Origin of the sequence: Streptomyces sp. NPDC060194, assembly GCF_042728285.1 — a bacterium.
GTDB lineage: Bacteria > Actinomycetota > Actinomycetes > Streptomycetales > Streptomycetaceae > Streptomyces.
In genome coordinates this window covers 14964-40451 of sequence record NZ_JBHWZH010000023.1, presented here as the reverse complement: position 1 = coordinate 40451, position 25488 = coordinate 14964, and the positions used below count along the sequence as shown (strand labels likewise).

The following is a 25488-nucleotide window of genomic DNA, read 5'->3' as shown; positions in this document are numbered from 1 at the left end:
GACGACCTCACCGAGGTGCCGGCCGGGGAGGGCGGCGACCGCGCGACAGGGGAGGCGGGGGCGGCCGACCGTGCTGAGGCGGCCCCGATGCCGGATGGCTTCTCCGACCTCCGCGACGACCTCACCGAGGTGCCGGCCGGGGAGGGCGGCGACCGCGCGACAGGGGAGGCGGGGGCGGCCGACCGTGCTGAGGCGGCCCCGATGCCGGACGACTTCGCCGACGCACAGGACGACCTCACCGAAGCGCAAGCCACCCGCCTGTTCGCCGACCTGAACGACGTCATCCGCGCCGGCGACGACGCTCGCAGGCGGCGCGGCGAGCTCATCCACGCCCTCGCGGACCTCGGCTGGACCCAGGACCGCATCGCCCGGCTCGCCGGCATGAGTCAGCCCGCCGTCTCCAAGCACCTGCTGAAGCCGCGCGCCGGTCAGCCGTCCCGCTCGCAACGCCGGTTCACGGACGACCAGTTGGTCTCCTCCCTGGATCAGTCCGACGTCCCGTGGCTCCACGGCCGCCTCTGGGCCCTCGCCGACGCCGTCTCGGCGGCCTGCCGGCAGACCCTCGGTGCCCCGGCCCACTGCTCGGCCTTCGCCGACGCCCTCGACCGCGGGCGCAGGCGCCTCACCCCCAGGACCGCCGACGAGCTGCGCCGCCTCGTCGAGGAGGACCTGAGGCGGCACGGCGGGTGGCTGCCCGAGGACCACCGGAGCACGTACGACACCGTCGCCCGCGCCCTCGACCACGCGGAGCTGAACGGTCCGCCGACCGCCGGCGGACACCTCGGCCCACCGGCCGTCCGCCGCGCGACGGCCCGGCGGATCCAGCGGGAACGGCTGCGGACCGCAAGGTAGGCGAGCACGCCGAACGCCCACCGGGCGGCGCCCCCGCCCCCACCCGAGCCCGCCGGAAGGCGACGCCAGTACACCGGCGTGCCCCCCGCCACCGGCAGCGCACTCGCGTGCCCGCACTCCCCGCCTCACCTGACCGACGGCACCGCCCAACGGCCCACCCTGCCCACCCCCCCCGATCTCGACCGCGATGACGGGATTGCACAATCTGACGTTTCGCGCAAAGATTGTCAGCATGTCATCGGAGCGGACGGTCCAGATCCTCGACGCGGCGTACCAGTGCTTCGCCCGGCACGGTGTGCGGCGCACCACCATGGAGGACATCGCGCGGGAGGCGGGCCTGTCGCGCGGCGCGGTCTACCAGTACGTCCGCAACAAGGACGACGCCTACCGCAGGGTCGCCGAGAGGCTCTTCGACGAGGCGCTGGCCGCCTCGCGGGAGGCCGCCGGCCGGGCCGGCGGCCTGAGCGAGCGGCTCACCGCGATCCTGATGGCGAAGCTGGAGCTGGTGCTGCGCATCGCGCACGACAGCCCGCACGCCGCGGAACTGTTCGGCGAGCAGGCCCGCCTGATCGCGGACCTCGACGCCCGCTACATGGCGGCGATGTCCGACCTGCTCGCCACCACCCTCCGCGCGGCCCGCCCCTCCGCCGACCCGGCGGACGCCGCGGAACTCGCGCACCTCCTCCTCGCCCTGACCCGCGGCCTGGAGGCCGACCTCTCCGACCCGCTCGTCCCGGTGCACCGGCTCCGTCACGGCGTGGCGCTGCTCGTCGCCGGCTCCGCACCCCTCGACCAGGAGTCACCATGACCGCAGTCCTGATCACCGGCACGTCCACCGGGATCGGCCGGATCACCGCCGAGCGGCTGGCCCGCCGGCCCGACCTCACCGTGTACGCGACCGCCCGCCGGGTGGAGAGCATCGCGGACCTCACCCGCTCCGGCGCCCGCGTCCTGCCGCTCGACGTCACCGACGAGGAGTCGATGCGCGCCGCCGTGGCGGCGGTCGAGGCCGAGCACGGCACGGTCGGCGCGCTCGTCAACAACGCCGGCTACGGTCAGTACGGCACCGTCGAGGAGACCGATCTCGACGCGGTCCGACGCCAGTTCGAGACGAACGTCTTCGGCCTGAGCCGGATGGCCCAGCTGGTGATGCCCGCGATGCGCGCCCACGGCGGCGGCCGCATCGTCAACGTCGGCTCCATGGGCGGCCGGCTCGTCTTCCCGGCCGGCGGCTACTACCACGCCAGCAAGTACGCGGTCGAGGCCCTCAGCGACGCCCTGCGCTTCGAGGCCGCGCCGTTCGGGATCAAGGTCAGCCTGGTCGAACCCGGCCTGATCCGGACCGCGTTCGGCGACACCGCCGCCCACACGCTCACCGGCTCCGCCGCGCCGTCGGGCCCGTACGCCCGCCTCAACGCCGTCGCCGACGAGCAGATGGCGAAGTCCTACCGGTCCAAGGCGCTCAGCGCGCCGCCGGAGACCGTGGCGAAGGTGATCGAGAAGGCCGTGACCACCGCGCGGCCGAGGCCGCGGTACGTCGTCACGCCGGCCGCCAAGGCGCTCGTCCACACCCGCCGCCTGCTCGGCGCCCGCGCCTTCGACCTCTACCTCCGCGCCCAGTTCCGCACGGCCTGAGTGCGGGAGGCCGGGACCGGCGGACCACCCGCCGGTCCCGCTCCCACGCCCGGTGTCAGCGGGCGAGGTTGACGCCGAACGTGGCGTCGGTGCCCGGCGCGCCGAGACCGGCCGGGGCGAAGGAGGCGATGCCGCCGGTGATCGGCCCGTTCTTCGAGCCGCGCAGGACCCACACCGCACCGGAGTCGGCCTGCGGGGCGTCCTCGTAGGGCGCGGCGACGACGAGGTCGGCGCGGTCGTTGGCGTTGACGTCGGCGAGCAGGACCCGTCCGCCGAAGTGGTCGCCGGTCTCCGAGGCGCCGGGAACGCCCGCCGTGGACTGGGAGAACGCCGTCGCCCCGGCACCTGTCACGCCCTTCGGCCCGCCCCTCAGCAGCACCGCGCCGCCCGCACCGGCGACCTTGCCGATCGCCTCGCCGGGGACGCCCACCGCGAGGTCGGGGTAGCCGTCGCCGGTGACGTCACCCGCGGCCAGCGAGCGGCCGAACCCGTCGCCGGGCTCGTCGGCCCCCGGGACCCCCGCGGTGCTCTGGGTGATCGCCGCCCTGCGCGCGGAGAGCCCGGAGGGCGAGCCGTAGCGGATCGAGACCGTGCCGGGCTCGGTGTCGGCGTCGCCGCTGTTCGTGCCGGCGGTGAAGGTGGCGAAGTCGCCGTGGCCGTCGCGGTCGAAGTCGGCGATGACACCGCCCGACGACGGGGCGATCGCTCCGGGGACGCGGGTGACCGAGCGGTCCTTGCCGCCCTTCCACAGGCGGCCGCTGTAAAGGGTGTCCTCGGCGCCGTGGTTGGTGACGATGTCGTCCGCCCCGTCGCCGGTGACGTCGCCGACGACGAAGTCGTAGCGCGCCTGCCGGTCCTCCTCGCCCTCCGCGTCCTCGAACGGGACGACGGTGCGGCCGGCGGAGACGCCCGCGCGGCTGATCGGGCCGAACTCCACGCCGACCAGGCCGGTTCCGAGCACGAGGTCGTCGTGGCCGTCGCCGTCGACGTCACCGGCGGCGAGGGGGCCGCTGTGCTCGGGGACGTCGAGCGCGACGCCGCCCTTCAGGCCGGTCGCCGAGCCCCACAGGGCGACCGTCGGGCCGTTGGTGGAGGCGACGACCAGGTCGGTGTAGCCGTCGCCGTCGAAGTCGCGGGCCGCGGTGGTCGCGCCGAAGCCGTCGTAGTCCGCGACCGCCCCCGGCACGCCCGCGGACGCGCGGCTGACCACCTGGGGCCGGGCGGTCCGCACACCGGCCGACGACCCGTAGAGGATGGTGAGGTAGCCGGCACCGTCCTTGCCGCCGACGTCGCCGCCGGGCGCCCCGACGGCGAGGTCGGCGTAGCCGTCGTGGTTGAAGTCCGTGACCGGCACGGCGGCCGCGGCGGGTCCGCCCGCGCCGGCGGTGGGCACCGGCCCGATCGCGAACGCGGTGACGGCGACGGACAGGGAAAGAAAGCGGCGCACGCGCGGGCCTCCGGTGAGCGTGGGGAGAACGGGAACCAACACCTCCATGACACGCGGACCCCCCGCAAGGTTGCATGCGATACGGCCGTCGCACCGCAGGACGCGCCCGTCGCCGCCCCGACGGTCGGGGGCACGGTCCCGCCGGGCAGAATCGGGTCCGGCGAAAGGGGCGGAGCATGGACGCGGCGGCCAGGGAAGCGTGGTGGAACGGACTGCCGGCGGGGGTGCGGGAGGAGATCGACGCGTGTGTGCTGCGGGACGCGATGTTCGCGGCGGTGCGAACGGTGTTCGAGACAGGTCAAGTCGGCCTGCACGCCGCGCAGTTGATCGCCCACGATCGCCACCGGGTGCTCCGGAACCGGATCGTCCGCACGCCGCAGAGCCCGCTCGACGCGGAGGCGTTGCGGCGGCGGGCGGAGGAGTGCGCGGGGCGGATCGTCGCCATCGAGGCGGTCTGGGACGGGGACACCGCGCACGACTGGTTCGTGCTGCTGCTCGCGCTCACTGCGGATCCGGACGCGGAGGTGTGCCTCGCCGCCGTGGACCGGTCCACGGCGCAGCGGTACCTCGGCGGGGACACCGGCCCCCTCCCGCACCCCTCCGCGGAGGCCGCCACCCGCCTCGGCCGCGCCCTCGCCGCCGCCCTTGCCGTGCCGTTCCACTTCGGCAGCCCCGACGAGCCGGACGACGAAGCCCCGCGGCTGCGGGGTTGAGGACGCCGCAGCCCGGGGTAGCCGGTCGACGTCCGCACAAAGAGTGGTTCATCAAATGGAGTTGGTCGTGGGAAACCTCAAGCCGCTTGAAGTGGGGATCATCCTGTTCCTCCTCCTCGCGATGATCGTCCCCGCCGTCCTCATCGTCCGCAGGGCCCGCCGGAACGACCGCAAGTGAGCAGGCACGCGGGTGCGCGCCGACCCGGCACGGCTCGTCGCGCCGAGGCCGCCGTCGGCGTTCCCCGCCCGAGCGAGCGGCGCGCCGTCCTCGTGACCGGCGGTCCCGGCGCGGCCCGGGTCCTGCGGATCGACCGCTCACCTCGGTCCCGCGCCGATCCTTCGCACGCACCTCGTCGTGCCGCGCCTCCCGCTGCCACGCTGCGGGCGGAGGCAGGCGTGGCGTGGGACGGGGCGCTGGCGGGGACCCGTACGAGGTGCTGACCCGGCCCGCGCACCCGCCCCGCACCCGATCTGGGGCCCACCCGCACCGACCACGCGCACACCCGCACCCGCACCCGCACCCCGCCCCCCGCGCCGCCACCCCGCACGCGCCCGCACCCCGTACGCGCGACCACGCGGCGGCACGCCCGCACACGTCGCACCGCGCACACGACCGCGCCTCGTAGCGTGCGACCACGTGATCGCCCGCCCGCACCCGCCCCGCACCCGAACCCGTACGCACACGCGAACCCCCGGACACCCCGCAGGCGCGCACTCCCGCCCGCACCACAGGTCAACGCAGGACCGTCCCCTTTTCGCCCCCGTGCACACCCCCTCGCCCCCGCACACTGCACCCCCGAACCGCCCCGCCGACGAGCGCTTTCGCCCCCCGGCCCCCGCCGCGGCCCCAGCCCTTGCCTCCCCTCGGGGGAGGACCGTATAACGTTGCAAGCCCTTCGTCGGAGCGTTCTCTGCCCCTGGGCATCGGGCTCGGCACCGTCCGCCGAACGTGCCGGTGACCGGGCCGCAGGCTATCGACCGGAGGGAACATCGTGCGGGTCAGTCTCAAGGACGTCGCGCTGCACGCGGGCGTCTCGATCAAGACCGTCTCGAATGTCGTCAACAACTACCAGCACGTCACACCCGTCATGCGGGCCAAGGTGCAGCAGGCCATCGACGATCTGGGGTACAAGCCGAACCTGACGGCCCGTCACCTCCGCAAGGGCCGCACGGGGATCATCGCGCTGGCCCTGCCGGAGCTCGGCAACCCGTACTTCGCCGAACTGGCCGCCGCCGTGATCGACGCGGCGGCCGAGCACGACTACATCGTGCTCCTCGACCACACCGGCGGGAAGCGCGAGCAGGAGATCCTGGTCAGCCAGGGCTTCCGGGCCCGGGTGATCGACGGGCTGATCCTCAGCCCGATCGAGCTGGAGACCGAGGACCTGCGCGCCCGCACCGAGCAGGCCCCGCTCGTCCTCCTCGGCGAGCGGCACTACGACCTGCCGTACGACCACATCGCGATCGACAACGTGGCCGCCGCCCGCTCCGCCGTCCGGCACCTGATCGACCTCGGCCGCACCCAGATCGGCTTCCTCGGCGCCCGCCGCGACCAGAACCAGCCCGCTCAGCAGCGCGTCCGCGGCTGGCGCGAGGAGCTGACCGCCGCCGGCCTCGACGCCGACGACGGGCTCGTCGCCCTCACCGAGGGCTGGGGCCACGCCGACGGCGCCCGCGCGATGGCCCACCTGCTCGACAGCGGCCGCCGCCCCGACGCGGTCTTCGCGTACAACGACCTGATCGCGATCGGCGCGATGAGGGTGCTGTCCGAACGGGGCCTCAGGGTGCCGGAGGACGTGGCCGTGGTGGGCTTCGACGACGTCATCGAGGGCCGGTTCGGGACGGTCACGCTCACCTCGATCTCCCCGGACAAGACCGCCATCGCCCGGCTCGCGATCTCCTCGGTGCTCGCCGGCCTCGGCGGCGGCGACCACGTGCCCCGGCGGGTCACCGTGAGCCACGCGCTCATCGAACGCGAGAGCACCAGGGGCCGCGGCGCAGGTTCGCCCGAGGCCGCCTGGTCCACGGGCCGGTCGGAGGCCGCGGCGGTCGCGGAGGTCCCGGCCGAGTCGCCGCGGGCCGGGGAATGAGCCGCTCCCGCGTCCGCCCGCCGGGCCTGATGGTTCGTCAGTCGGCAGCTCGGTGCGGATGTTGCGCCCAGGCGGGCAACGACGCGAGGGCGCGCGTTCCGCGCCGGGTGCCGCCCCTTCCCGGCCGGATCACGGCGCGGTCTCATCGCGTCCGAAGGGTTTACACCGTACTTCCAACGATGTAAAAACCTCCTGCGGGCTGGGTCCGGAAGCGGCAATCCGGGCCTTGCAAGCGGGAGTTGCTCCTGCTGCCGCACTGCTCGTCGATGCCGTCGCACCGCAGCTCCGTCAACCATCGCGAATCGCGTCAGCCCGGATCGGGGTCCGTCATGAAGCGCACCACCACCCGTCTGCACCGCACCGTCCGCCCCGCCGTGATCGGCCTCGCGCTCGCCGTCGCCGTCACGACCGCCGGCTGCGCCAAGTCCGAGGACGACTCTGCACCGGCCCAGTCCTCCGACGCGTCCTCGGCGGACACCGACCAGAAGGTCGCCGAGCCCGCCCCGGACGGGAAGAACTGCACCATCGACGCCTTCGGCGGCGAGAAGCTCGACCTCAAGGGCGCGACCGTCGGCTTCTCCCAGTCGGAGAAGGAGGCCAACCCCTTCCGCATCGCCGAGACGCAGTCCATCAAGGACGAGGCGAAGAAGCGCGGCGTCAAGCTCCTCACCGCCAACGCCCAGTCGCAGTTCTCCAAGCAGATCAGCGACGTGCAGGACCTCATCACCAAGGGCGCGGACGTCCTGGTCATCGCGCCGCTCAACTCCGACGGCTGGGACCCGGTGTTCCAGGCCGCCGCGGCGAAGAAGATCCCGATCGTCACCATCGACCGCAAGATCAACGCCGAGGCCTGCAAGGACTACGTCAGCTTCATCGCCTCGGACTTCATCAGCCAGGGCGAGCGCGCGGCCGACCAGATGATCGAGGCCACCGGCGGCAAGGGCGAGGTCGCCATCCTCCTCGGCTCGGCGGGCAACAACGTCACCACCGAGCGCACCAAGGGCTTCAAGGACCGGGTCGCCGAGAAGGCCCCCGACCTGAAGATCGTCTTCGAGCAGACCGGTGAGTTCGCCCGTGAGAAGGGCCAGCAGGTCACCGAGCAGCTCATCCAGTCGAACCCGAAGATCACCGGGATCTACGCCGAGAACGACGAGATGGGCCTCGGCGCGGTCAACGCGCTGAAGGGCGCGGGCAAGAAGCCCGGCGACGTCAAGATCATCACGATCGACGGCACGCGCAACGCGGTCCAGGGGGTCGTCGACGGCTGGATCGACGGGGTCGTCGAGTCCAACCCGCGCTTCGGTCCGCTGGCCTTCCAGACCCTGGACGAGTTCACCCAGGGCAAGGAGGTCGCCCAGGACATCATCATCGAGGACGGCGAGTACACCAAGGACAACGCGAAGGCCGACCTCGGCAAGGCGTACTAGTCCGGCCGGGAGGGCCGGGCCGCCGTGACCGGGCCGGCCCCTCCGCCGTCTACCCCCTGCCTCAACCTCCGTATGTGAAAACGACGTTGCGTCCGGTCGGAAGGCGCGGGGCCCGATCGGTGTCCTACGCCACCGGCCCTCGGCGGCACCGTCGGACCCCCCCGCGGGCCCTCCGCACGGACGGGCGACGCGTGGTCCCGACACCTCCGGGCCGCGCGTCGCCCCGCGGACCGACCGGTGCACCGGGGCCGGGCAGCCGCTGTGCCACACACCCGCGGAGACCCACGCCAGGTGTGGGCGGCACACCGGACGGGGCACGCACATCCGGTGTGCCGCACACACCCCGTGCGACGCACCCACCCCCCCGGGGCCCGCGACCGCCACCGTGACGCTCCCCGGGGCCGCGCCCGGTGCCGTACGACTCACCCGGTCCGCGAAGCCGGCTGCGACCCCGCCCTCCCCCTCGTCCCTCCTCCCACCCTCTCCTCTGGAGGCAAACCGGTGGATTCCCCTGCCGAAGTGCTCTCGGTGCGCGGCCTCACCAAGCGATTCCCCGGGGTCCTCGCCCTGGACGGCGTCTCCCTCTCCCTGCGGCCCGGCGAGGTCCACGCCCTCATCGGGGAGAACGGGGCGGGCAAGTCGACCCTGATCAAGGTGCTCACCGGCGTCTACGGCCCCGACGCCGGCGAGATCACGTACAAGGGCGAACCGGTCCGCTTCGCCACGCCGCTGGAGGCCCAGGACGCGGGGATCTCCACCATCTACCAGGAGGTCAACCTCATCCCGCTGATGAGCGTGGCCCGCAACCTGTTCATGGGCCGCGAGCCCCGCAACCGCTTCGGCCTGCTCGACTTCGGCCGGATGCACCGCGAGGCCGACCGGATCCTGCGCGACTACGGCGTCCGCGTCGACGTCCGCCAGCCGCTGCGGACCCTCGGCGTCGGCGCGCAGCAGATGGTGGCGCTCGCCCGTGCGGTCTCCGTCGACGCCCGCGTCGTCATCATGGACGAGCCCACCTCCTCGCTCGAACCCCGCGAGGTGGAGACGCTGTTCGGCGTCATCCGCCGGCTGCGCGACAGCGGCATCGCGGTGGTGTACGTCAGCCACCGGCTCGACGAGCTGTACGCCGTGTGCGACACCGTCACCGTGCTGCGCGACGGCAAGCTCGTCCACCACGGCGACCTCGCCGAACTCGACCGGCTGGCCCTGGTGTCGACGATGCTGGGCCGCGAGATGGGCGAGGTCCGGGCCGAGGGCACGACGAAGTTCAGCGGTGACCACCACGTCGCGGACGCGCCGCCGGTCCTCCAGGCCGAGGACCTGCACGTCCCGTACAAGCTGCACGGAGTCTCGTTGGCCATCCTGCCGGGCGAAGTCGTGGGCCTGGGCGGCCTGTTGGGCTCCGGTCGCACGGAGACCGCGAAGGCGATCGCGGGCGCGCTGGCGACGAGGCCGGGCCGCGTGACCGTCAACGGGCAGGCTTTGCGCACAGGTTCGACGCCTGCCGCGATCCGCGCCGGGGTCAGTCTGCTGCCCGAGGACCGCAAGAGCGAGGGCATCGTCGCCGGGCTCTCCGTGCGCGAGAACATCGCGCTCGCCGCGCTCCCGCAGCTCTCGCGCTTCGGACTCGTCTCGGAGGCCCGCATCGACCGGATCGTCGACACCTTCGTCAAGCGGCTGCGGATCAAGGCGTCCGACCCGCACCAGAAGGTCGGCGAGCTGTCCGGCGGCAACCAGCAGAAGGTGCTCCTCGCCCGCTGGCTGGCCATGAACCCCAAGGTCCTGCTGCTGGACGAGCCCACCCGCGGCATCGACGTCGGCGCGAAGGCCGAGGTGCAGAAGCTCATCGACGAACTCGCCGAGGACGGCCTCGGCGTCCTGCTCATCTCCTCCGACCTGGAGGAGCTCATCGAAGGGTCCGACCGCGTGGTCGTCCTCAAGGACGGGGCCGTCGTCGGCGAACTCACCGGCGACGACGTCACGGAGGACCGACTCATGCACACCATCGCCGCGGAAACCCGGCGGCCCGAGCCGCCGGACCAGGGGCCCACACCCCCGGACGGCGACCCCGCACCGGCGGATGACCACCTCGCGCGTGCGGACCGGCACTCCTCACCGGCGGCCCGGCAGCCCGAGCCGGCAGACGGTCGGCTCGAACCCGCGGATCGGCGTTCCGCACCCGCGGACGGCGACCCCGCACCGGCGGCCCGGCGGCTCGCGCCGACGGACGGCAACCCCGCTCCGGCGGACCAGCACTCCGCGCCGGCGGAAGGGCCGCCCGCACCGCCGGACGGCCACCCCGCATCCCCGGACGGCCACCCCACACCGGCCGGAGGTGAGCGGACGTGACCGACACCCTGCCCGAGAAGGCCGCGGCGGGCCGCGGACGCCCCGCGTCGTACGACCGCGACCGGGTCCTCGCCTGGCTGCAGCGCTACGGCGTGTACGTCGGCGTCGCCGTGCTGCTCGTCGTGAACATCGCGGTGACCGACAACTTCCTCTCCGCGGAGAACTTCCGCACCCAGGCCGTCCAGGTCGCGCCCGTCATCATCGTCGCGCTCGGCATGGCGCTCGCCATCGGCACCGAGGGCATCGACCTCTCCGTCGGCGCGGTGATGGCGCTCTCCGCGTCCGTCATCGCGCTCTACCTCGGCTACGGACTGTTCGGCGCGCTGCTCGTGGTGGCCCTCTTCGCCGCCGCGGTGGGGCTCGCCAACGGGGCGCTGGTCGCCCTGGTGGGCGTCCAACCCATCGTCGCCACACTGGCGTTGATGGTCGCAGGCCGCGGGCTCGCGCAGGTGTTCCTGCCGCAGCTCAAGGACGTCCGCAACCCCGACATGGCCACGCTCGGCTCCGGCGACCTGCTCGGCATCCCGTACCTGATCATGATCGCCGTCGCGCTCACCCTGCTCGTCGGCTTCACCGTCAAACGCACCACCTTCGGCCGGCAGCTCCTCGCCATCGGGGACAACCGCCGGGCCGCCCAGCTCTCCGGGCTCCCCGTCACCCGCGTCCTGATCCTGGTCTACGTGGCGAGCGCGCTGCTCGCCGCGGTCGCCGGGGTGCTCGCCACCGCCCGGCTCGGGGCGAGCGACCCCAGCTCGCTCGGCAACCTGATGGAGCTCTCCGCGATCACCGCCGTGGTGGTCGGCGGCACCCCGCTCACCGGCGGCCAGATCCGGATCGCCGGGACCGTGGCGGGGGCGGTGCTCATCCAGCTGCTCACCGCCACCCTCATCAAGCACGATCTGCCGCCCTCCTGGACGCAGATCGCCCAGGCAGTGGTGATCGTGCTGGCGGTGTACGCGGCGCGCGGACGGAGGAAGCGATGAGCGCGACCAGGACCGACGCCGGGCCCGTGACCGCGCCCGACCCGCACGACCAGGACACCGACATGGGCGCGAGCCGCAGCGAGCGGCTCAGCGCGCTCGCCCAGCAGCACGGGGCGCTCGCCGTCCTGGTGATCGTCACCCTGGTGGCATCGCTGAGCTTCGACTCCTTCGCCACCGGCGACAACTTCTCCAACATGGCCGTCACCTCCTCCTTCCTCGCGGTGGTGGCCCTCGGGATGACCTTCGTCATCCTCACCGGCGGCATCGACCTGTCCGTCGGCTCGGTCTTCGCGCTCGGCGGGGTGCTCGCCGCGTGGGGCTCCCGGCACGGCACCCTGGTGGCGCTGCTGCTGCCGCTCGCGGTGTGCGGGGCGATCGGCCTGCTCAACGGCGTGCTCATCGCCCGCTCCCGGCTCGCGCCGTTCATCGTCACCCTCGCCACCCTGCTCGGCGCGCGCGGCCTGCTGCTCACGCTGACCGACGAGGGCGCGGAGACGTACCTCGTCGCCAAGGGCAGCGTCCTCGCCGAGATCGGCCAGGGCGCCACCCTCGGCATCGCCCACCCGGTCTGGATCACGCTCGCGCTGTTCGTCGCGGGCGCGGTCGCCCTGCGCCGCAGCCGCTTCGGGCAGCACGTCTACGCCGTCGGCGGCAACGAGGACGCCGCGGCGCTGATGGGCGCGCCCGTCGTCCGCACCAAGATCGTCGTCTACACCCTCTCCGGCCTCCTCGCCGGCCTCGCGGGCGCGCTCAACGCGGCCTATCTCGCCTCCGGCGTCAACATCCTCGGTGTGGGGCTCGAGTTGGACGCCATCTCCGCGGTCGTCATCGGCGGCACCCTCCTCACCGGCGGCTTCGGCTTCGTCAGCGGCACCCTCGTCGGCGTCCTCCTCCTGAAGGTCATCCAGAACGTCATCAACCAGATCGGCAACCTCGACTCCTCCTACCAGCAGGTCGTCAGCGGCGCGTTCCTCGCGGTCGTGGTCGTCGCCCAGACCTGGCTGGGCCGCAGGAGAAGGGTGATGTAGCTCCGCCCCCACCGGGCGGGGGGCACCGCCACCCGCCCGGTGGCCGCCGGTCGCGGTGATGACAGAATGCGCGCCTGGTCAGGCGCTGTGCCGTGGCCTGGAGGCGGAGCGAACTGCGCGTTGGAGACTTGCGGCAGCATCCGTGACGGCGGCTGCGCTACTGACGGGGTGCGGAAGCACCGGCGCGCCGGCAGGTCGGCCGAGGCGGGAAAGCCGGCCGGGGCCGCAGCGAAACGTCCCGCCCCGGCGAAGTCGGCCGACCGCGTGCTCGACGACATGCGCTTCGCCGCGAAAGCCGTCACCGGCCGGCACGACAGCTTCGTGATCCCCGCCGAGGAGCTGAAACTCGAAGGCTTCCACCCCTGCCGGGTACATGGCACGAGCTGGACACCTTTCGCGCCCACCCCGGCCGACGTGTGCCTCATCGCCGATCGGCTGACGCAGCGCGGTGGGAAGCCCGCCCCCGGCCCCGTGGACGTGGAGTGCAGCTTCTCCGCCTGCCCCTGGCAGTTCAGCGTCGCTGCGGGCGAGATACCCGCGGACATGCCCCGGGAGGTCATGGAACAAGCGGGCGACGCCAAAGGCAGCATCATCTTCTCGGCCGCCGTGAAGTGCCGGAAGATCGAATGACCGCAGCGGAGCCTGTACTAATTCTTGAACTTGATGGCGAGACCAGTACCGACGGCCAGGATCGAACCCGCCACCACGACCCAGATCATGGGGGTCCCCAGCCCCATCGCAAGGCCGACGAAGCCGATCACGACCAACAGCAGGCAGCAAGCGAGCGCACTCCACAAGCCCACTGCTGCGAAGGTCTTACTCGGAGATGGAACGGATCCGAGCATCTCGCCCCCGTCAGGTGCTGAGTCCATTGCCATCTCCTCCGTCGTCCTGGTTCAGAGTGTCCTGCATAGTGTCGGTGCGGTACCGCTGTGCCTTGACGGGCCGGATCACGTTGCTCAGCGTGCCCGGCGCTACGCGGACGAATCCCGTGTCGGCACCGGCGGTTGTGGTGGCGGAGAGGCCGATCGGTCCGTTGAGCACTCGCGCGGCCCCCGACCCGGTAGGAAGACGGGGTCGGGGTCGTTGACGAGGGCCCACCTGGAGGGTGCAGGTCACCGTGGAGGCATGGAGCGTGCCGCCCCGACGGCGAATACCTCGACGTGCAGAGCGGGCCGGTGCCGCCGGAGCGCGCCGCGTGGCCTCCGTCAGCCCGCAGCGGCGAGGACGGCAGGTGGCGGAACTACTGCCAGAAGCACTCGTCGATCACGATCTGCGGGTCCGTGGTACGAGGGGTGAAGTGGTACCTCAGCCATCCGCGCCCGTAGTCGAAGTAGAGGACGTGTTCGCCGGGGCGGGTGTACTGGACCGGTTCGACGCTCATGCCGGCCGCCAGGTCCCGGTCGGCGTCGATGCCCCGGAAGTACGGATCGCGTGCGGTGACCAGCTCGGCGCGGGCGGCGGCGACGAAGGACCGGGCCTGCTCCGGGAGGGCGTCGCGGGCGACCTCGGCCGCCTTGGTCCAGTCGGCCTGCCAGGGCGGACCGATGGATTCGCCCGTCACTGGCCGGGGTTCACCTGAGCCGCGGCGCGGCGGATGCGCCCGGCTTCCTCGATGAGGGCCTTGGCGCGGGCGTAGTCGGGCTCCTGCCCGGCCTCGTCCTCCAGACGGTGGACCGTGGCCTCGGTCCGCGGGTCGCGGGCGAGGGCGTACTCGTCCCACCAGCGGGCCATGAAGGCGGGGACCGGCGCGAGGTCGTAGGCGTCGGCGATGTCGCGACGCCAGTGCCGGTCGAAGTCGACCAGGAGCTGCGGCGCGTGCTGGGCGATGGCGGCGCGCAGCGCCTTCGGATTGCGCTCCGGCATGGGCGGGACACCGCTGGCGCGGGCGACTGTGCTCATGAGCGTGAGCCCTTTCGTGGTGGCGGCGTGGTCAGGCGGCGGTGGCCGGCTGCTGTACGACGGTGGTGACGATCGTGAGCCGGCCGTCGCAGTAGGCCACCAGGAGGGCCTCGAACGCGGCGGAGATCGACGTCCCGCCCCGCACTGCGCGACGCTCGGCCGCCGTCCAGTCCTCATCGCCGACCCGGATGAGCTTCGCGGTCCGCGAGGCGGCCGAGGGGTTGTCCGCGGGATCGGGAGTGATCATGCCCTGGCCGTAAGCGGCGACGAGGCGGCCGCCGGTCCAGCCGATCGGGCGCCCGTCGCCCTGCCTGCTCTTCTCACCTGCACGTTTCCAGACGGAAGTGTCCACGTACAGCGAGTGCTGGCGTTCGGGCATGGCAACCTCCTCCAAGGCGTGGCGCCAGCCTACTACTCGTTTTCGAGATAGAGGGGCGGAGGTGCGGTGCCGCGCTGTCGGGACGCCCGCGGGGGCGGGGGGTCACCAGGCTGAGCGCGAGACGCGACCCGGGGAGGTACGGATGGCGTTCGCCAGCATCAGCATCGCTCCGGTCCGGCACTCCCGCAGGGTCACCGTCGAGGCGGTCGTCGTGACGGTGACGGAGAGGCCGTGGCAGGAGGCCCGGGACCGGGGGACCGCCGCCGCGACGCGTGACCCGCGCGTGGGCGCGACGGTCGACGAGGAGCCGGTGTTCGACGGGCGGCGCCTGATCGCCGGGAGGCTTGAGACGGTGCTGCGGCACCCGGACGACGCGTAGCGCTACCCGCTGCCGCGCACGCCCTCGCGCCGTTCCGCGAGCGACCGGAGCAGCGTCAGCTTCTCCTCGTTCTCGATGCCCGGTGCCGGATGGAGCGCGACGAGCATCATGCCGTCGGTGCCGCTGACGTGGAGCTTCTCCCGGTCGAGGGTGAGGTCGCCGACCTGCGGGTGGTGGTAGGCGACCGTCGCGCCGCCGCGGGGGCGGACGTCGTGGCGGGCCCACAGCTTCGCGAACAGCGGGCTGGCGACGGAGAGCTCCCCGACGAGCTCGACGCAGCGGGGATCGTCGGTGTCCGTGCCGACGGACTCGCGGAACCCGGCGAGGAGCGCCGCCGCGGCGCGCTCCCAGTCGGGGAACAGGTCCTGCTCGGCGGGGTCGAGGAAGAGGTCGCGCAGCCGGTTGCCGCCCGTGGCCAGGCGGGGCGAGAGCGCGGTGGCGAGCGGGTTCGCGGCGACGACGTCCAGGTACCGCCCCTCGACGAAGGCGGGGACGGGGAGCAGCCCGACGAAGCGGGCGGTGCTCGGCGGCACCGCCTCCCGCCGCCGGCGCCGGGCCCGGCGGGGGCGGTCGGCGACGAGGCCGAACAGGTACGACCGGGTGTCGTCGTCCAGCCGGAGCACCTCGGCGAGGGACTCCAGCACCTGCAGGGAGGGACGGCGGTCGCGGCCGCGCTCCAGCCGCAGGTAGTAGTCCGCGCTGATGCCGGCCAGCATCGCGACCTCCTCGCGCCGCAGCCCCGGCACCCGGCGCACCCCCGTCACGGGGACGCCGGCCTCCTCGGGCGTCACCAGCTCACGCCGCGCGCGCAGGAATTCCCCCAGCAGGTTCCGCTGATCGCTCATGCCTCCACGCTAGGCCGTCCCCGGCGGGTGTGAGGGGGCCCTGCCAGTCCCCTGGAGGCGCGGGGCACTGGCAGGCCCCCGGGCCCGGGGCGAAGGTGGGAAACGTCAGACGTACCGGCTCGGACGCCTCCCCACGTGAGGAAACCCCATGAGCAAGCTCGCCCTCGTCACCGGCGCCACCTCCGGAATCGGCGCGGCCTTCGCCGAGCGCCTCGCCGCCGACGGCCACGACCTGATCGTCGTCGGCCGCCGCCGCGACCGCCTCGACGCGTTCGCCGCCGACCACCCGGAGGTCACCGTGCGCACCGTCGCCGCCGACCTGTCGACCGAGGACGGCATCGACACCGTCGCCGCCCTCTGCGCCGACGAACCCCTCGACGTCCTCGTCAACAACGCCGGCGTCGCCCACTACATGCCGCTCGCCGACCTGCCCGCCGACAAGGCCCGCGAGCTGGTCAACGTCAAGGTCCTCGCCCCCACCCAGCTCATGCGGGCCGCGGTCGGGGGGATGCAGCGGCGGGGGAGCGGCACCATCGTCAACGTGGCCGGGATGATCGCCTTCTCCGGCCCCGCCGACGCCTCCGTCCAGCCCCGCCGCGCCGTCTACGCGGGCGCGCTCGCCCATCTGGTCGCCATGAGCCAGACCCTGGCCGCGGAGGTCGAGGCCTCCGGCGTCCGCGTGCACGTGGTGTGCCCCGGCGTGGTCGCCACCGAGTTCCACTCGGTCCAGGGCATGGACCTCAGCGCGGTCCCGCGCATGAGCCCCGAGGACGTCGTCACCGGCGCCCTGCGCGGCATCGAGCTCGGCGAGACCGTCAGCGCCCCCGGAGTCGAGGACCACCGGCTCCTCGAGAACGTCTTCGCCGCCGACCTCGCGGCCTTCCGCGGCCAGAGCCCGGAACTGGCGACCCGCTACCGCGACTGACACCGCACTCCACCGACCGGCACACCCGCACCCGCACCGGGCACGGCGCGCGGGCCCGGTCGGCGGATGTGCGTGCAGGGCATGGACACGACAGGTGGAGCGTGCTGTGATGCGAAGGACGTGCTTTCTAACGTTGGAAGCGCGTTCGCCGTGGCACCATCCCCCCCATTCCACGGAGCCGCCCCATGTCCCTGACGAGACGTCAGTTCCTCAGCGCCGCGACCCTGGTGGCCGCGGCCGCCGTCGGTGCGAGCACCTTGCCCGCCGCCGCGGCCGTCCGGTTGCCGCCCGTGCCCGGTGGGCGCTACCACCCGAACCGAGCGCCGTTCAAGCCGACCGCACTGCTGCGGCTGCCGCCCGCCGCGGTCACCCCGCGGGGGTGGCTCGCGGGGCAGCTCAAGCTGCAACTCGAGGGCCTGTGCGGCCGGTTCGACGAGTTGTCGCACTTCCTGGACTTCGACACCACCGGCTGGGTGCACCCCGAGCGCGGCGGGTGGGAGGAGGTGCCGTACTGGCTGCGCGGGTACGTCGACCTGGCGATCGCGACGCGGGACGCCGACGCGCTCGCCACGTCCAGGCGCTGGATGGACGCCATCCTCGCCACCCAGCGCGCGGACGGCTCGTTCGGCCCCGGCGCACTGCGCACCTCGCTCGGCGGCGGCCCCGACTTCTGGCCGTTCCTGCCGCTGCTCCAGGCACTGCGCTCCTGGCAGGAGCACACGAACGACACCCGGATCGTGCCGTTCCTGACCAGGTTCCTGCGGTACATGAACGCGCAAGGCCCGTCCGCGTTCAACCAGTCCTGGGTGTCCCTGCGTTGGGGCGACGGCCTCGACTCCGTCGTCTGGCTCTACAACCGGACCGGCGACGCATTCCTGCTCGATCTGTACGACAAGATCCACCGCTACGGGGCGAACTGGGGCGGCCCGCTGCCGAACAAGCACAACGTCAACATCGCGCAGGGCTTCCGCGAACCCGCCCAGTTCGCGCTCCGCTCCGGCGCCGCGGCCGACACCCAGGCCACGTACCGGACGTACGACGACGTCATGCGCCGCTACGGCCAGTTCCCGGGCGGCGGGTTCGCCGGCGACGAGAACATCCGCGACGCGTTCACCGACCCCCGGCAGGGCTTCGAGACCTGCGGCGTCGTGGAGTTCATGGCCAGCCACGAGCTGCTGACCCGCCTCACCGGCGACCCGGTGTGGGCCGACCGCTGCGAGGAGCTGGCGTTCAACTCCCTCCCCCCGTCGCTCGATCCGCAGGGCAAGGCGGTGCACTACATCACCAGCGCGAACAGCGTCGACCTGGACAACACCCCTAAGTCCCTCGGGCAGTTCCAGAACGGCTTCGCGATGCAGTCCTACCGGCCGGGCGTCGACCAGTACCGCTGCTGCCCGCACAACTACGGCATGGGCTGGCCCTGGTTCGCCCAGGAGCTGTGGGCGGCGACCCCGGGCAACGGCCTGTGCGCGGCGATGTACGCGCCGTCCTCGGTGACGGCGGAGGTCGCGGACGGGGTGCAGGCGACCGTCCGCGAGGACACCGACTACCCGTTCGGCGAGACCGTCACCTTCACGGTGTCGCTGCCCCGCCCGACCGCGTTCCCGCTGGTCCTGCGCATTCCCGGCTGGTGCGCCGCGCCCCAACTCACCGTCGCCGGCGCCTCCGTAACCGCCCCGGCCGGCCCGGCGTTCCACACCGTCGACCGTACCTGGAACAACGGCGACACCGTCACCCTGCGCCTCCCGCAGCGGATCACCGTCCGCACCTGGGCGGACAACGGCAACCCCGTCACCGTCGAACGCGGCCCGCTCAGCTACGCGTTGCGGATCGGCGAGCGCTACGACCGCACCGGCGGCAGCGACGTCTTCCCCGAGTACGACGTGCACGCCACCACCCCGTGGAACTACGGTCTGGCCCTCGACCCCGCGAACCCGACGGCCGGCCTCGTCTTCACCGCGACCGGGGGCGCGCTGCCCGCGAACCCGTTCACGCACGGCACCGTCCCGTTCCGGATCACCGCGCCCGCGCGGCGGATCGCGGAGTGGACGGCGGACGGCCAGAACGTCGTGCAGCCGCTCCAGCAGAGCCCGGCCCGCTCGACCGCCGCCGTCGAGACGGTCACCCTCGTCCCGCTGGGCGCCGCCCGGCTGCGGATCTCCGCCTTCCCGATCGCCTCACCCACCGGCCGCCCGTGGTCCGCGCCCGGCGCCGCGTTCCGCATCGCCAACCGGACCAGCGGCAAGGTGCTCGGGGTGGACGGGATGTCGCAGGCGGACAGCGCGCAGGTGGTGCAGTTCGGGGACACCGGCACCGCTGACCACCGCTGGCAGCTGCTCGACAACGGCGACGGTTGGTACCGGGTGCGGAACGTCAACTCCGGGAAGGTGCTGGCCGTCGACGTGATGTCGCAGGCCGACAACGCCCGCGTCGTGCAGTTCGCCGACGTCGGCACGGCCGACCACCTGTGGCAGCCCGTCGACGACGGCGAGGGGTACTTCCGGCTCCGCAACAGGAACTCTGGCAAGGTGCTCGCCGTCCTCGGCGGGTCCGGCGCGGACAGTGTGCCCGTCGTGCAGTTCACCGACAACGGCTCCCTGGGCCACCGCTGGCGCTGGCTCCCCGACGGCGAGGTGCGGATCAGCAACAAGCACTCGGGCAAGGTGCTCGCCGTCGACGGCATGTCGCAGGCCGACAGCGCGCAGGTCGTCCAGTTCGGCGACACGGGCACGGCGGACCACCGCTGGACGTTCCTGCCCGACGCGGACGGCTGGTACCGCATCCGCAACAGGCACTCGGGCAAGGTGCTCGGGGTGGACGGCATGTCGCAGGCCGACAGCGCGCGGGTCGTGCAGTTCGCCGACAACGGCACCGCGGACCACCAGTGGCGGCTCGTCCACGACGGCGGTGGCTTCTTCCGCATCCGCAACCGGCACTCGGGCAAGGTGCTCGGGGTGGACGGGATGTCGCAGGCGGACAGCGCGCGGGTCGTCCAGTTCGCGGACAACGGGACGGCGGACCATCTGTGGCGGTTGCTGTGAGGCCGTGACGACCCTCGAACGGGTGAATACGACGCGCCGGTGTGAGGAACTTCGGTCGGGGGGAACACAGCCGGTCATGACCGAGCACACCGACCGCACCGACCGCCCCGCCGACCGCCACCGGCGCCCCTCCGGCGTCACCGACGCCACCGTGAAGGCGCTCGGCGCACTCTCCAAGGCGCTGGAGACGACCGAGCGCGCACGGGGCGCGCTGTACGAGTTCCACCAGCTCACCGGGGGTGCGGACCTGCAGCTGGACGACGCCGTGCAACAGCTCCGGGAGGCCGGGCACGACGAGCACGCGGACCGCGTCGAGCGCGAGATCCTCGGCCGCAACGTGGTCCCGGGCCGATGGACGTTCCAGCTGGTCGAGGAGTACAACGAGACCTACTACCGCCCCTTCCAGCGCACCGAGGCCGAGATCCGCGAGGCCCTCGCCGAGGGCAGGGACCACCTGTTCGAGGCGGAGATGAAGGAGGACCGGCGCACCCGCCACCACCCGGACCACACGGCGCGGCCGGCCGGCGCGGGGGAGTGACGGCGGCGCGGACGGCCCCTCCGGTGTGCGGCCCGGCGCGGGCGGGGGGAGGCTGGTGACATGACCGAACCGCTGGTACCGCCCGAGGAGACGCCCCCCGTCGAGGGGTCCATCGCCGAAGCGCACGAGGAGGAGCCGGACAAGGCGCTGTGGTCGCACCCCGGTATGTGGGTGGGGCTGATCGTGTTCGGGTGCGTCCTGATCGTGGGCTTCTTCGTCGGCCGCCTGCTGGGCTTCTAGGCCGTCCGCCCCGCCGGTGCGAGGTCCGTCGGGAGACGGGCGCACCGGCGGCAGGCGCGCGCCGAGGCCGCCGTCGAGGCGTGCGCGGCCGCGGCGAGGGCGCCCGCGCAGCCGAGCAGCGGCCAGTCGGCCGCGAGGACGGCGGCGGTGACGAGGGCGAGGGTCGCCGAGGCCATGGCGACGGTGGCGGTGGTCCCGGCCCAGGCGACGGCGAGCGGGAACCTGCCGGGGGCGCGCAGCCGCCGGGCGAGCGGCCCGGTGAGGGCCGCCGGGGCGACGGCGGCGCAGAGCGCGGCGAGCAGGGCGGTGACGGTCGCGACGCCGGCCAGCTGGAGCGTCAACTGGCCTGCCGATACCGGAAGTTGCCACAGGGGGGCTGGGTCCGCGACCCCGGCCAGGAACCAGCAGGCCACGAGCAGCGGGGCGGTCAGGATGACGGTCCGGGCGGTGTGACGCGCCTGGGCGACGGTCAGCTCGCGCTGGCAGCTCGGCGCGATCTCGCCCACGGTGCCGAACTCGCGCACGGCCGCGCGGGCGGCCTCCTCGTACGGCACGCCCTCGGCGGTGTGCGCGGCGAGCGTGTCGGTGAGGCCGTCGCGGAGTTCCGCGACGAGGCGGGCCTTCGCGCGGGCCGGGCCGTGCAGGGTGGCGGCCAGCTCGGCGACGTAGGTCTCGACGGGGGAGCTCATGTGGGCAGCCCGGGGGGCGCGGCCGGGTTCAGGACCGAGCCGATCGCCGCGGTGAACTCGTTCCACGCGGTCCGCTCGCCGGCGAGCGTGCGGCGGCCGTCCTCGGTGAGCGCGTACGCCCGCCGCCTGCGCTCGCCCTCGGCCTGCCAGCTGCTGCTCAGCAGGCCGAGCCGCTCCAGGCGGTTCAGCGCGGGGTAGATCGTGCCGGTCCGCAGCTCCAGCGCGCCGCGGCTGCGGGTCTGCACGGCGGCGATGATCGCGTACCCGTGCAGCGGACCGTCCTCAAGGACCGCCAGCAGCAGCCCGTCCAGGTGCCCTCGCACCGCGTCCGTCCTCATGGGTAGGCAGCCTACCGGTCTCATGCGTCGGCAGTGTATGTATTGGTAGCCAATACATCCGCCGACGCGAAGGTTTCCGCCATGGCCAAGTTGATGCTGTCCCTGCACGTCCTCGTCGCGATCATCGCGGTCGGGTCCATCACGGTCGCGGCGTCGATGTTCCCGCGGATGGCGCTGCAGGCGCTGGGGCTGGGCCGCGACGGCGACGCCGTGCGCGGGGCCGGGGAGGGCGGTGCGGGGGTGGCCGAAGCGGCCGGTGCGGGTGAGGGCGGCGGCCCGGGCGCGACCGGTACGGCGCCGGTTCACGGCCCCGGTGACGCGGGCGGCCCTGCGGCGTCCGGCGGTTTGCCCGCCGGTGCGGCCCCCGGAGCCGAGTCCCCGGCTTTCGCCGCGCCGGGGACGCCGGGCGGCGCGGGCGCAGACGCGCGGACGGCGGGGCGCGAGGGTGAGGGCGCGGGTTCTGCGGGCTGGACGGCCGGGGCCGAGGGTGTCGAGCCCGGGCCGCGGGTGGTCGAGGCCGGGGGCCCGGGGCCCGACGCGCGCGCCGTCGGGATCGCGGGGCTGCTGCACCGGATCTGCACTGGCTACGCGGTCCTCGGCATCGCCGTGCCGCTGTTCGGGCTGGCGACGGCGAGGCAGCTCGGTGTCCTCGGCGACGCGTGGCTGATCGTCTCGATCGTCCTCACGCTCGCCGCGGCGCTCCTGCTCGCCCTCGTCATCCTCCCCCGCCAGCGCGCGCTCCTCGCCCTGGCGGGGGAGACGCCCGAGGGCGACCCCGTCCCGGCCGCCACCCCCTCCGCCCCCGCGGCCCGGCGTGCGGCGGCGCGGCTCGGGATGCTCACCGGCATCTTCAACCTGCTCTGGGTGATCGTCACCATCCTGATGATCGTCCGCCCCGGCTCCACGACGAGCGTCTGAAACCGAGTGGGGTTCAGCGATGAGGGCCCGGTGCGCCGCAGGGTCCTCGGGCGGCAGCCGACGGGGTGTTCTTGCGCCGCTGCACGGCGCCTCGCCATGCCGTCCTGGCGTCGCCTACCGCCGCGTCGACGTCCTCCGGGCCCCTCTGTGCGACGGACGGCGCCACGAGCGGGCTCCGTCGGCGAGGCCTGCGCGCTGCGTGCGGTCGGTCCGACCGACCCCGTCAGACCACGCAGAACTCGTTGCCCTCCGGGTCTGCCATCACCACGTGGTCCGGCCTGCCCTGCAACTCGTCCTCGCGGACCACGGTCGCGCCCGCAGCGGTCAACCGCTCCACCGCCTCGACCACGCGCGGCCAGCGCACCTCCCACGGGATCTCACGGCCGCCACCGACCTGCACGTCGACGTGCAGCCGGTTCTTCGCCACCTTCGGCTCCGGCACCTTCAGGAGGGAGAGGGTGGGGCCCACGCCGTCCGGATCCGAGAGGTACGCCCCGTCGTCCCACTCGTCCTCGGGAACCTCATGGTGCGAGAACCACTCCTCCCAGCTCCCGAACCCCGCGGGCGCGGGCTTCTCCTCGTAGCCCAACGCCAGCGCCCAGAACGCGGCCAGCTTCCCCGGGTACGCGCAGTCGATCGTCAAGCTCCACTTGGTCGCCATGAGCCCTCCCCAGTCGGATGAGCGGACTGTACCGCGCACCTCTGACACCCCCTGCCCGCTGCCTCAGGCGCCGCGACTGCCGGTCAACTCGAAGCCTCGATCGCCTTCTGCACCACGCTCTTCGGGACCGGGCCGGCCGAGCGCCGCGAGGGGTACGCCGACTTCGCCGCCACCGAGCCGACGCTCGAGCTCGTCCTCGTCGAGGGCGAGGCCGGCGAGGACCCGGCTCGACCACCTCGGCGTCGAGGTCGCCTCGACGGAGGAGGTCCGCGCCGCGACGCGCCGGCTGCGGGAGGCGGGCTGGCGACATCCGAAGAGGAGGACGCCTCCTGCTGCTACGCCCCGCAGGGCAAGGTGTGGGTGGCCGGCCCCGGCCGGGAGCCGTGGGAGGTGTGCGTCGTCAGGGCCGACGCCGACCGGCTCGGCAGGAGCGCAGGGGCGGTCGCCTACTGCGTCCGAGCCGTCGCGGCCAAGGAGTGTACGAGCGTACGCTCTCGGGGTAGGCTCGGTGGCATGGACTACTTCGCCGGAGACCCCCGTACGAACCACGAGCGCATGCTGGCCGGAGACCTGTACATCTCCGACGACCCGGAGATCGAGCGCGCGCAGCAGCGGGCGGTGCGGTTGGCGGGGGAGTACCAGGCCGCGTTCGCCGAGGACGCGGGGGCCGCGCGCCCGCTCCTGGAAGAGCTGCTGGGGACGCTCGGGGAGCACGCCCACGTGCGGCCGCCGATCTGGGTGGACTACGGCACCCGCATCCACATCGGCGCGGGCACGTTCGTGAACTACAACCTGACCGCGCTGGACGTCGCGGAGATCAGGATCGGGGAGGCCTGCCAGATCGGCCCGAACGTGCAGCTGCTGACGCCCACCCATCCCGTCGACCCGCAGCCCCGCCGCGACGGCCTGGAGGCGGCGCAGCCGATCACGATCGGCGACAACGTGTGGCTCGGCGGCGGCGCGATCGTCCTCGCGGGGGTGACGATCGGCGACGACAGCGTCATCGGCGCGGGCGCGGTCGTCACGAAGGACGTCCCCGCGGGCGTGGTCGCCGTCGGGAACCCGGCGCGGGTGATCCGTACCATCGACGGCGCACCCAGCGTCGCCACCGAGCGCGGCGCGGACGACGCGAAGGACGACGATGGCGACCGGTCACGCTGACCCCGACCGACGGAAGCGGATCATCGCCGCGACCCTCGACCTGATCGCCGACGACGGGGTCGCGGGCGTCTCGCACCGGAAGATCGCGGCGCGGGCGGGTGTCCCGCTGGGGTCGATGACGTACCACTTCACGAGCATGGACGAGCTGCTGCGCGAGGCGTTCACGGGCTTCGCGGGCACGGTCATCGAGGTGTTCGAGGAACGGCTGGGGGTGGCGCGCACGCCGGACGAGGCGCGGGCCGCGGTCGTCGACCTCATCCACCTGCTGTCCGACGGCGACCAGCGGCAGCTCGTCCTCACCCACGAGCTGTACGTGCTCGCCGCGCGTCGGCCCGCGTACCGCGAGCTGACCCGGCAGTGGATGGCCGGGAGCCGCAGGGTCCTGGAGCGGCACTTCACGCCCGAGACCGCGCGGCAGCTCGATGCGCTGATCGAGGGCCTTTCGATCCACCGCGCGCTCGAGACCGAGCCGCATGCGCGGGAGCTCACCGCGGAGGCGGTTGCGCGGATCACCGGTGCGGGGGGTGTGGCGCGCGGCGGCTGATGGGCCGCGGGCCCGGCGATTTCGGGGCTCCGCCCCGGGTACCGGGCTCCGCCCGGTGGCCTCAAACGCCGGCCGGGCTAGTGTTCTCGGGCCTCCGCGCCGCCCGGGCTGGGTGATCTCGGCCCCTGCGCCGGCCGGGCTGGGTGCTGTCGCGCGTTCGCGCCGGCCGGGCTGGGTGCTGTCGCGCGTTCGCGCCGGCCGGGCTGGGTGCTGTCGGGTCTTCGCGCCGGCCGGGCTCGGTGATCTCGCCCCCCCCGCGCCGCCCGGACCGGGTTTCGGGGCAGGCCGCGGCCCCGTGCCCGCCGTTGCTGGTCCGATCGGGTGGTCGTGCGGGCCTGTGCGGCCCGACGACCCGTCCGTGGGGGGCTTCGCGCCGAAGCTCCTACGAACCCGCGCCCAACCAG

General features: G+C 73.5%; 27 protein-coding genes and 1 pseudogene. 19 read left to right on the top strand and 9 right to left on the bottom strand.

Annotated features, from left to right (window positions below; translation table 11 throughout):
* The 3 genes from ACFWEG_RS07845 to ACFWEG_RS07835 form a co-directional block, all read left to right on the top strand.
* On the top strand, window positions 1-852 hold an 852-nt coding region (locus tag ACFWEG_RS07845; protein ID WP_387210379.1), incomplete at its 5' end, for a hypothetical protein.
* A 232-nt stretch (window positions 853-1084) separates the two neighbouring features.
* Window positions 1085-1660, top strand: a complete 576-nt coding sequence (locus tag ACFWEG_RS07840) for a TetR/AcrR family transcriptional regulator (RefSeq protein ID WP_387210377.1) — start codon at window positions 1085-1087, stop codon at window positions 1658-1660.
* The gene (locus ACFWEG_RS07835; protein WP_387210375.1) at window positions 1657-2487 is read left to right on the top strand and encodes an oxidoreductase; all 831 of its coding nucleotides are present in this window, start codon (window positions 1657-1659) and stop codon (window positions 2485-2487) included. The genes ACFWEG_RS07840 and ACFWEG_RS07835 overlap by 4 nt, the downstream gene beginning before the upstream one ends.
* 55 nt (window positions 2488-2542) lie before the next feature.
* Here ACFWEG_RS07835 and ACFWEG_RS07830 read toward each other — a convergent pair whose 3' ends face one another.
* Complete coding sequence (locus ACFWEG_RS07830) at window positions 2543-3934, bottom strand: FG-GAP repeat protein (RefSeq protein ID WP_387210373.1); 1392 nt, start codon at window positions 3932-3934, stop codon at window positions 2543-2545.
* Between the two features lie 176 nt (window positions 3935-4110).
* On the opposite strand from ACFWEG_RS07830, the gene ACFWEG_RS07825 reads away from it, so the two are divergent.
* The 7 genes from ACFWEG_RS07825 to ACFWEG_RS07795 all read left to right on the top strand — a co-directional run bounded on the left by ACFWEG_RS07825 (window position 4111) and on the right by ACFWEG_RS07795 (window position 13154).
* Window positions 4111-4647, top strand: coding sequence for a hypothetical protein (locus tag ACFWEG_RS07825; RefSeq protein WP_387210371.1), 537 nt, complete (start codon window positions 4111-4113; stop codon window positions 4645-4647).
* A 992-nt stretch (window positions 4648-5639) separates the two neighbouring features.
* Entirely contained in the window at window positions 5640-6737 is a 1098-nt protein-coding gene (locus ACFWEG_RS07820; RefSeq protein ID WP_387210369.1) for a LacI family DNA-binding transcriptional regulator, read from the top strand.
* Between the two features lie 329 nt (window positions 6738-7066).
* The gene (locus tag ACFWEG_RS07815; protein WP_387210367.1) at window positions 7067-8164 is read left to right on the top strand and encodes an ABC transporter substrate-binding protein; all 1098 of its coding nucleotides are present in this window, start codon (window positions 7067-7069) and stop codon (window positions 8162-8164) included.
* A gap of 519 nt (window positions 8165-8683) precedes the next feature.
* Window positions 8684-10513: an ATP-binding cassette domain-containing protein gene (locus tag ACFWEG_RS07810; protein WP_387210415.1), complete on the top strand. Its 1830-nt coding sequence runs from the start codon at window positions 8684-8686 to the stop codon at window positions 10511-10513.
* Between the two features lie 77 nt (window positions 10514-10590).
* Window positions 10591-11496, top strand: coding sequence for an ABC transporter permease (locus tag ACFWEG_RS07805; protein WP_387210413.1), 906 nt, complete (start codon window positions 10591-10593; stop codon window positions 11494-11496).
* Window positions 11493-12524, top strand: coding sequence for an ABC transporter permease (locus tag ACFWEG_RS07800; protein WP_387210365.1), 1032 nt, complete (start codon window positions 11493-11495; stop codon window positions 12522-12524). Before ACFWEG_RS07805 ends, ACFWEG_RS07800 begins: the two co-directional genes overlap by 4 nt.
* Before the next feature lie 264 nt (window positions 12525-12788).
* Window positions 12789-13154: a hypothetical protein gene (locus ACFWEG_RS07795; RefSeq protein ID WP_387210363.1), complete on the top strand. Its 366-nt coding sequence runs from the start codon at window positions 12789-12791 to the stop codon at window positions 13152-13154.
* 17 nt (window positions 13155-13171) lie between these two features.
* On the opposite strand, the gene ACFWEG_RS07790 is transcribed toward ACFWEG_RS07795, so the two are convergent.
* The 4 genes from ACFWEG_RS07790 to ACFWEG_RS07775 all read right to left on the bottom strand — a co-directional run bounded on the left by ACFWEG_RS07790 (window position 13172) and on the right by ACFWEG_RS07775 (window position 14805).
* The gene (locus ACFWEG_RS07790; RefSeq protein WP_387210361.1) at window positions 13172-13396 is read right to left on the bottom strand and encodes a hypothetical protein; all 225 of its coding nucleotides are present in this window, start codon (window positions 13394-13396) and stop codon (window positions 13172-13174) included.
* A 371-nt stretch (window positions 13397-13767) separates the two neighbouring features.
* Window positions 13768-14088, bottom strand: coding sequence for a hypothetical protein (locus ACFWEG_RS07785; RefSeq protein ID WP_387210359.1), 321 nt, complete (start codon window positions 14086-14088; stop codon window positions 13768-13770).
* Window positions 14085-14426: a DUF6247 family protein gene (locus ACFWEG_RS07780; protein WP_387210357.1), complete on the bottom strand. Its 342-nt coding sequence runs from the start codon at window positions 14424-14426 to the stop codon at window positions 14085-14087. Before ACFWEG_RS07780 ends, ACFWEG_RS07785 begins: the two co-directional genes overlap by 4 nt.
* Window positions 14427-14457: 31 nt before the next feature.
* A complete protein-coding gene (locus ACFWEG_RS07775) occupies window positions 14458-14805 on the bottom strand; it encodes a hypothetical protein (RefSeq protein WP_387210355.1) in 348 nt (115 codons plus the stop codon).
* A 142-nt stretch (window positions 14806-14947) separates the two neighbouring features.
* On the opposite strand from ACFWEG_RS07775, the gene ACFWEG_RS07770 reads away from it, so the two are divergent.
* On the top strand, window positions 14948-15184 hold the full coding sequence (locus ACFWEG_RS07770) for a hypothetical protein (RefSeq protein ID WP_387210353.1): 237 nt from the start codon (window positions 14948-14950) through the stop codon (window positions 15182-15184).
* 2 nt (window positions 15185-15186) lie between these two features.
* Here the strand turns inward: ACFWEG_RS07770 and ACFWEG_RS07765 are convergent, their stop codons facing one another.
* The gene (locus ACFWEG_RS07765; protein ID WP_387210351.1) at window positions 15187-16029 is read right to left on the bottom strand and encodes a helix-turn-helix domain-containing protein; all 843 of its coding nucleotides are present in this window, start codon (window positions 16027-16029) and stop codon (window positions 15187-15189) included.
* Window positions 16030-16177: 148 nt separating this feature from the next.
* On the opposite strand from ACFWEG_RS07765, the gene ACFWEG_RS07760 reads away from it, so the two are divergent.
* The 4 genes from ACFWEG_RS07760 (at window position 16178) to ACFWEG_RS07745 (ending at window position 20773) form a co-directional block, all read left to right on the top strand.
* Window positions 16178-16954, top strand: coding sequence for an SDR family NAD(P)-dependent oxidoreductase (locus tag ACFWEG_RS07760; RefSeq protein ID WP_387210349.1), 777 nt, complete (start codon window positions 16178-16180; stop codon window positions 16952-16954).
* 185 nt (window positions 16955-17139) lie between these two features.
* Entirely contained in the window at window positions 17140-19995 is a 2856-nt protein-coding gene (locus tag ACFWEG_RS07755) for an RICIN domain-containing protein (protein ID WP_387210347.1), read from the top strand.
* A 76-nt stretch (window positions 19996-20071) separates the two neighbouring features.
* Window positions 20072-20533, top strand: coding sequence for a hypothetical protein (locus ACFWEG_RS07750; protein WP_387210345.1), 462 nt, complete (start codon window positions 20072-20074; stop codon window positions 20531-20533).
* A gap of 60 nt (window positions 20534-20593) precedes the next feature.
* Window positions 20594-20773 (top strand): DUF6480 family protein, encoded by a 180-nt coding sequence (locus tag ACFWEG_RS07745; RefSeq protein ID WP_387210343.1) that lies wholly within the window; start codon window positions 20594-20596, stop codon window positions 20771-20773.
* Here ACFWEG_RS07745 and ACFWEG_RS07740 read toward each other — a convergent pair.
* Window positions 20770-21462, bottom strand: a complete 693-nt coding sequence (locus tag ACFWEG_RS07740; protein ID WP_387210341.1) for a permease prefix domain 1-containing protein — start codon at window positions 21460-21462, stop codon at window positions 20770-20772. The genes ACFWEG_RS07745 and ACFWEG_RS07740 overlap by 4 nt on opposite strands.
* Complete coding sequence (locus ACFWEG_RS07735; RefSeq protein ID WP_387210339.1) at window positions 21459-21800, bottom strand: PadR family transcriptional regulator; 342 nt, start codon at window positions 21798-21800, stop codon at window positions 21459-21461. The genes ACFWEG_RS07740 and ACFWEG_RS07735 overlap by 4 nt, the downstream gene beginning before the upstream one ends.
* A 345-nt stretch (window positions 21801-22145) precedes the next feature.
* Between ACFWEG_RS07735 and ACFWEG_RS07730 the strand changes: the two genes are divergently transcribed.
* Window positions 22146-22718, top strand: a complete 573-nt coding sequence (locus tag ACFWEG_RS07730) for a hypothetical protein (protein ID WP_387210411.1) — start codon at window positions 22146-22148, stop codon at window positions 22716-22718.
* 223 nt (window positions 22719-22941) lie between these two features.
* On the opposite strand, the gene ACFWEG_RS07725 is transcribed toward ACFWEG_RS07730, so the two are convergent.
* Window positions 22942-23379, bottom strand: a complete 438-nt coding sequence (locus ACFWEG_RS07725) for a VOC family protein (protein ID WP_387210337.1) — start codon at window positions 23377-23379, stop codon at window positions 22942-22944.
* Window positions 23380-23430: 51 nt separating this feature from the next.
* Here ACFWEG_RS07725 and ACFWEG_RS07720 point away from each other — a divergent pair.
* The 3 genes and pseudogenes from ACFWEG_RS07720 to ACFWEG_RS07710 all read left to right on the top strand — a co-directional run.
* Window positions 23431-23814: pseudogene (locus ACFWEG_RS07720) on the top strand (ArsI/CadI family heavy metal resistance metalloenzyme); the annotation flags it as partial.
* Window positions 23815-23892: 78 nt separating this feature from the next.
* Window positions 23893-24540 (top strand): sugar O-acetyltransferase, encoded by a 648-nt coding sequence (locus ACFWEG_RS07715; protein ID WP_387210335.1) that lies wholly within the window; start codon window positions 23893-23895, stop codon window positions 24538-24540.
* Window positions 24521-25084, top strand: a complete 564-nt coding sequence (locus ACFWEG_RS07710; protein ID WP_387210333.1) for a TetR/AcrR family transcriptional regulator — start codon at window positions 24521-24523, stop codon at window positions 25082-25084. The genes ACFWEG_RS07715 and ACFWEG_RS07710 overlap by 20 nt, the downstream gene beginning before the upstream one ends.
* The last annotated feature ends 404 nt before the right edge of the window (window positions 25085-25488 follow it).

Excerpts from the sequence above, each read along its gene's own strand:
- ACFWEG_RS07840 (WP_387210377.1), top strand. The coding sequence starts at position 1,085 with ATGTCATCGGAGCGGACGGTCCAGATCCTCGACGCGGCGTACCAGTGC.
- ACFWEG_RS07835 (WP_387210375.1), top strand. The coding sequence starts at position 1,657 with ATGACCGCAGTCCTGATCACCGGCACGTCCACCGGGATCGGCCGGATC.
- ACFWEG_RS07825 (WP_387210371.1), top strand. The coding sequence starts at position 4,111 with ATGGACGCGGCGGCCAGGGAAGCGTGGTGGAACGGACTGCCGGCGGGG.
- ACFWEG_RS07815 (WP_387210367.1), top strand. The coding sequence starts at position 7,067 with ATGAAGCGCACCACCACCCGTCTGCACCGCACCGTCCGCCCCGCCGTG.
- ACFWEG_RS07800 (WP_387210365.1), top strand. The coding sequence starts at position 11,493 with ATGAGCGCGACCAGGACCGACGCCGGGCCCGTGACCGCGCCCGACCCG.
- ACFWEG_RS07790 (WP_387210361.1), bottom strand. The coding sequence starts at position 13,396 with ATGGACTCAGCACCTGACGGGGGCGAGATGCTCGGATCCGTTCCATCT.
- ACFWEG_RS07780 (WP_387210357.1), bottom strand. The coding sequence starts at position 14,426 with ATGAGCACAGTCGCCCGCGCCAGCGGTGTCCCGCCCATGCCGGAGCGC.
- ACFWEG_RS07775 (WP_387210355.1), bottom strand. The coding sequence starts at position 14,805 with ATGCCCGAACGCCAGCACTCGCTGTACGTGGACACTTCCGTCTGGAAA.
- ACFWEG_RS07770 (WP_387210353.1), top strand. The coding sequence starts at position 14,948 with ATGGCGTTCGCCAGCATCAGCATCGCTCCGGTCCGGCACTCCCGCAGG.
- ACFWEG_RS07765 (WP_387210351.1), bottom strand. The coding sequence starts at position 16,029 with ATGAGCGATCAGCGGAACCTGCTGGGGGAATTCCTGCGCGCGCGGCGT.
- ACFWEG_RS07760 (WP_387210349.1), top strand. The coding sequence starts at position 16,178 with ATGAGCAAGCTCGCCCTCGTCACCGGCGCCACCTCCGGAATCGGCGCG.
- ACFWEG_RS07755 (WP_387210347.1), top strand. The coding sequence starts at position 17,140 with ATGTCCCTGACGAGACGTCAGTTCCTCAGCGCCGCGACCCTGGTGGCC.
- ACFWEG_RS07750 (WP_387210345.1), top strand. The coding sequence starts at position 20,072 with ATGACCGAGCACACCGACCGCACCGACCGCCCCGCCGACCGCCACCGG.
- ACFWEG_RS07745 (WP_387210343.1), top strand. The coding sequence starts at position 20,594 with ATGACCGAACCGCTGGTACCGCCCGAGGAGACGCCCCCCGTCGAGGGG.
- ACFWEG_RS07740 (WP_387210341.1), bottom strand. The coding sequence starts at position 21,462 with ATGAGCTCCCCCGTCGAGACCTACGTCGCCGAGCTGGCCGCCACCCTG.
- ACFWEG_RS07735 (WP_387210339.1), bottom strand. The coding sequence starts at position 21,800 with ATGAGGACGGACGCGGTGCGAGGGCACCTGGACGGGCTGCTGCTGGCG.
- ACFWEG_RS07725 (WP_387210337.1), bottom strand. The coding sequence starts at position 23,379 with ATGGCGACCAAGTGGAGCTTGACGATCGACTGCGCGTACCCGGGGAAG.
- ACFWEG_RS07715 (WP_387210335.1), top strand. The coding sequence starts at position 23,893 with ATGGACTACTTCGCCGGAGACCCCCGTACGAACCACGAGCGCATGCTG.
- ACFWEG_RS07710 (WP_387210333.1), top strand. The coding sequence starts at position 24,521 with ATGGCGACCGGTCACGCTGACCCCGACCGACGGAAGCGGATCATCGCC.